The sequence below is a fragment of the Streptomyces sp. NPDC002490 genome (assembly GCF_040296045.1).
Taxonomy (GTDB): Bacteria; Actinomycetota; Actinomycetes; order Streptomycetales; family Streptomycetaceae; genus Streptomyces.
The window spans coordinates 1-5,038 of the sequence record NZ_JBEOWM010000110.1 but is presented as its reverse complement, the minus strand read 5'-3'; the positions used below and the strand labels follow the sequence as shown (position 1 = coordinate 5,038).

Annotated in this window: 1 protein-coding gene; it reads right to left on the bottom strand. The window is 69.4% G+C overall.

Annotation, left to right across the window (positions count from 1 at the left end; genetic code table 11):
- Positions 1–5,015: non-ribosomal peptide synthetase (locus ABT092_RS30700; protein ID WP_351249762.1), on the bottom strand; the 5,015-nt coding region annotated here is incomplete at its 3' end.
- Between the last annotated feature and the right edge of the window lie 23 nt (positions 5,016–5,038).

The following is a 5,038-nucleotide window of genomic DNA, read 5'->3' as shown; positions in this document are numbered from 1 at the left end:
GGCGTCCCAGGCCCACGACCAACCGAACCCCCGACTTCCGGCGCCGGAAGAGCAGCCCGATCCAACTTCCCGTTCACCGTCACCGGCAACGCATCGAGGGCCACGAACGCCGACGGCACCATGTACTCCGGCAACCGCTCGACCGCAAACGCCCGCACCCCGTCCAGATCCACACGGTGCGAAACCGCCGGGACGACGTAGGCCACCAGCCGTTTGGCGCCCGGCTGGTCCTCCCGGACGACCACCGCCACCTGCCCCACCGCCCCATGCATCGCGAGAGCGGCTTCGACCTCACCCGGCTCGATCCGGAACCCCCGCACCTTCACCTGGTCATCCACCCGACCCGCGAACAACAACACCCCGTCCGACGACCAGCGCGCCAGGTCACCCGTCCGATACATCCGCCCGCCATAGGGCGAGGCCACGAACCGCTCCGCCGTCAACCCCGCACGCCCGTCATAGCCACGCGCCACCCCCTCACCCGCCAGATACAACTCACCCACCACACCCGGTGCCACCGGTCGCAAGAAGCCGTCCAAGACGTACGCCCGGGAGTTGTCCATCAACCGGCCCAACGGCACGCTTACCGGCACCTCGTCCCCCGGCACGAACACCTGCCGAGAGGAGAACGCCGTCACCTCCGTCGGGCCGTAGTTCGCCACCACCCTCGCCCCCTCGCACTCCGCCAACACCCGACGCACCGCCGAGGCCGACACCACGTCCCCGCCCGTCGCCACCTCACGCACCCCGGCGAAGACCTCCGGCGATTCCTCCCCCCACACCCGGAACAGCCCCGCCGTCACGTGCACGTTCGTCACTCCGTGCTCAGCGATCAGCCGCCCTTGCTCCGCCGCGTCCAGATCACCCGCCGGCGCCACCACCAGAGTGCCGCCGTGTGTCAGGGGCACCCACAACTCGTAGGTCGAGGCGTCGAAGGCGTGGTTCGCCTGGACGAGAACGCTCTCCACGACCTCGTCGCGCCAGGCCCGGTCCGACACGAAGGCCGCCACATTGCGATGCGTGACCGCCACACCTTTCGGCACCCCAGTCGACCCCGACGTGAACATCACGTACGCCAACGACTCCCCCGACACCGCAACCGGGGACACCAACGGATCAGCGGCGAACAGATCCTCCAGAGGGACCGTCTCCAAGCCCTCCACCACACGATCCGCCACCACCACGTCCAGCCCCGCCTCATCCGCGAGCGACCGCAACCGCTCCATCGGATGGCTCACGTCCAAGGGCACGAACGCCGCACCCGCCTTCCACACCCCCAACAACACCGCCACCAACCACGGAGACCGACCCACCACCACACCCACCCGACCCCCCACACCCACACCACACCCCACCAACCACCCCGCCACCCGACCAGACCAGAGATCCAACTCCCCGTACGACCACGACACCCCACCACCCACCACCGCCACCGCAGCCGACGACCGCGCCACCTGCCCCTCAAACAACTCCACCACCGAACCAGCCGACACCTCACACCCCGTGTCGTTCCACGCCTGGACGACCTTCCACTCCTCCTCGGCATCCAGCACGTCCAGCTCGCTCACCCGCACCCCGGGATCGGCCGCCACCTGCTCCAACACCCGCACCAGACGGCTGGCCAGGGCCTCGGCAGTGGTGCGGTCGAACAGGTCCTTGGCGTAGTGGATCTCGCCGCCGAGGCCGGCGGGAGCGCCCTCCTCGTCGCGGTGCTCGGCGAGGCTGACGGTGAGGTCGACCCGGGCGTCGACGGTGTCCCGGGCCTGCATCGGTGTGACGGTCAGTCCCGGCAGCGCCCACGGGCTGGCCGCCCGGGGGACGTTCTGGAGGACCAACATGACCTGGAACAGCGGGTTGCGGGCCAGCGAGCGGACGGGGTTCAGCTCGTCCACCAGCCGCTCGAACGGTAGCTCCTGGTGGGAGTAGGCGGCGAGGTCCGTCTCCCGCACCCGGGCCAGCAATTCCGCGAACGTCGGATCCCCGCTCGCGTCCGTCCGCAAGACCAGCGTGTTCACGAAGAACCCGGCCAGCTCCTCCACCGCGCGGTCGCCCCGGCCGGCGACCGTGGTGCCGAAGGGAAGGTCCTCACCCGCTCCCAAGCGCACCAACAGCATGGCCAACGCGGCCTGCGTCACCATGAACATGGTGGCCGAACCCCGCTGGGCCGCCTCCACCAGCTGGGCGTGGACGTGCTCGTCGACGCTCAGCGGCAGGGCGCCCCCCTCGAAGGAGGACACCGGGGGCCGCGGGCGGTCGACCGGAAGGGACAGTTCCTCCGGCAGTTCGTCCAGCGTTGCCCGCCAGTAGCCCAGCTGGGCGCTGATCAGGCTCTCCGGATCGTCCAGCTCGCCGAGCGTCTCCCGCTGCCACAGGGCGTAGTCCGCGTACTGCACCGGCAACGGAGTCCAGTGGACGACCGTTCCGGCGTGCCGTGCCGCGTACGCCGACTGGAGGTCCCGGGCCAGGACACCCATGGACCAGCCGTCGACGGCGATGTGGTGCGCCACCAACAGCAGGACGTGCTCGGTCGCCGACAGGACCAGGAGTTCCACTCGCCAAGGCAGGTCCCGGGCGAGGTCGAAGCCTCGTACGGTGCCTTCCTCCAGCGCCTCGGTCAGGTCCTCGGCAGCGATGCGGCGCACCTCCACGGCGGGATGCCCGGCCGTGCCACTGACGACGTTCTGCCGCGGGACGCCTTCGGACTCGGAGTAGACGGTTCTGAGGGACTCGTGTCGATCGGCCACGTCGGCGAGGGCTGCCGTCAGTGCCGACGTGTCGAGGTCGCCGACCAACCGCAACACCAAGGAGATGTTGTACCCGGCTCCTGTCCCGGCCTCCTCCAACCGGTTGAGGAACCACATGCGTTGCTGCCCGTACGACAGCGGGAGGACCTCGGGCCGCTGTCGGGCCACGAGCGGTGCCGTCACCTGGCCGCGGTGTCGGTCGACCACCCGCGCCATCGCGGCCGGAGAGGGGGCCTCGAACAACTCCCGGATGCTGACCTCGGCCCCCAGCACCGCGCGCACCCGAGGGATCAGCCGCATGGCGAGGAGCGAGTCACCGCCGAGGTCGAAGAACGAGTCTTCGGCGCCGACCCAGTCCAGGCCCAGCACCTCGGCGAACAATCCGCACAACACCTCCTCCAACGGCGTCCCAGGCCCACGACCAGCCGAGGCCGGTCCCTCCGGCGCCGGAAGGGCAGCTCGATCCAGCTTGCCGTTCACCGTCACCGGCAACGCATCCACCACCACGAACGCCGACGGCACCATGTACTCCGGCAACCGCTCGGCCGCGAAGGTCCGCACCTCGTCCAGGTCCACACGGTGGGATACGGCGGGGACGACGTAGGCCACCAGCCGTTTGGTGCCCGGCTGGTCCTCCCGGACGACGACGGCTGCTTGTCCGACCTCGGGGCGTTCGGCGAGGACTGCTTCGACCTCACCCGGCTCGATCCGGAACCCCCGCACCTTCACCTGGTCATCCGCCCGACCGGCGAACTCCAACACCCCGTCCGACGACCAGCGCGCCAGGTCCCCCGTGCGGTACATCCGCCCGGCGCCGTGCGGGCACGCCACGAACCGTTCGGCGGTCAGCCCCGGGCGCCGGTCGTATCCGCGGGCCAGACCGTCACCGGCCACATACAACTCACCCACCACACCCGGGGGAACCAGCCGGAGGAACTCGTCCAGCACGTACGCCCGGGAGTTGTCCATCGGGCGTCCCAACGGAACACTCGCCGGCACCTCATCACCCGCCCGGTACGGGAGCTGGGTGGTGAACGCCGTGGTCTCGGTGGGGCCGTAGGTGGTCCGTACGGTCAGCTCCGGGTAGCGGGCCAGCAGGGCGCGGATCGCCGAGGACGACACCACGTCCCCACCCGTCGACACCTCCCGCACCCCCGCAAACACCTCAGGCGACTCCTCCGCCAACACCCGAAACAACCCCGCCGTCACATGCACATTCGTCACCCCGTGCACCGCAACAAGCCGACCCCGCTCCCCCGCATCCACCTCACCCGCCGACGCCACCACCAGAGTGCCCCCGCGCACCAACGGCACCCACAACTCATACGTCGACGCATCGAACGCATGGTTCGCCTGGACGAGCACCCGTGCCACCACGTCCTCGCGCCAGGCACGATCCGACACGAACGCCGCCACACTGCGGTGCGTGACCGCCACGCCCTTCGGTTCACCCGACGACCCCGAGGTGAACATCACATACGCCAGCGAATCCCCCGGCACCACGGTCGGGGTCGTCAGCGGATCAGCGGCGAACAGCTCCTCCAGAGGGACCGTCTCCAAGCCCTCCACCACCCGGTCCGCCACCACCACATCCAACCCGGCCCCGTTCACGACCGACCGCAACCGCTCCACCGGATGACCCGCATCCAACGGCACGAACGCCGCACCCGCCTTCCACACCCCCAACAACACCGCCACCAACCACGGAGACCGACCCACCACCACACCCACCCGACCCCCCACACCCACACCACACCCCACCAACCACCCCGCCACCCGACCAGACCAGAGATCCAACTCCCCGTACGACCACGACATACCACCACCCACCACCGCCACCCCACCCGACGACCGACCCACCTGCCCCGCGAACAACTCCACCACCGACCCAGCCGACACCTCACACCCCGTGTCGTTCCACCCCACCAGAACGTTCGCCCGCTCCACCGGATCCAGAACGTCCAACTCCGACACCGGCCGCGTCGGATCCTCGACTATCTGCTCCAACAACCGCACCAACCGCTCACCCAAGGCACGCACCGTCGACTCGTCGAAGTGCGCACGGTGGTAGTCCAGGCGGAGTTCCATCTCCTCACCGGGGACCACGCCCAGGATCAAGGGGTAGTGGGCGGTGTCGGAACTCGACGTTCCGGTGATTTGCAGGCCACCAGCGGGGACCAGATCGCCATGGGCGGGCATCGGGTAGTTCTGGTAGACGACCAAGGTGTCGAAGACCGCCCCCTGACCCACCACCCGCTGAATCTCAGCCAACCCCACATGCTGATGCTCCAACA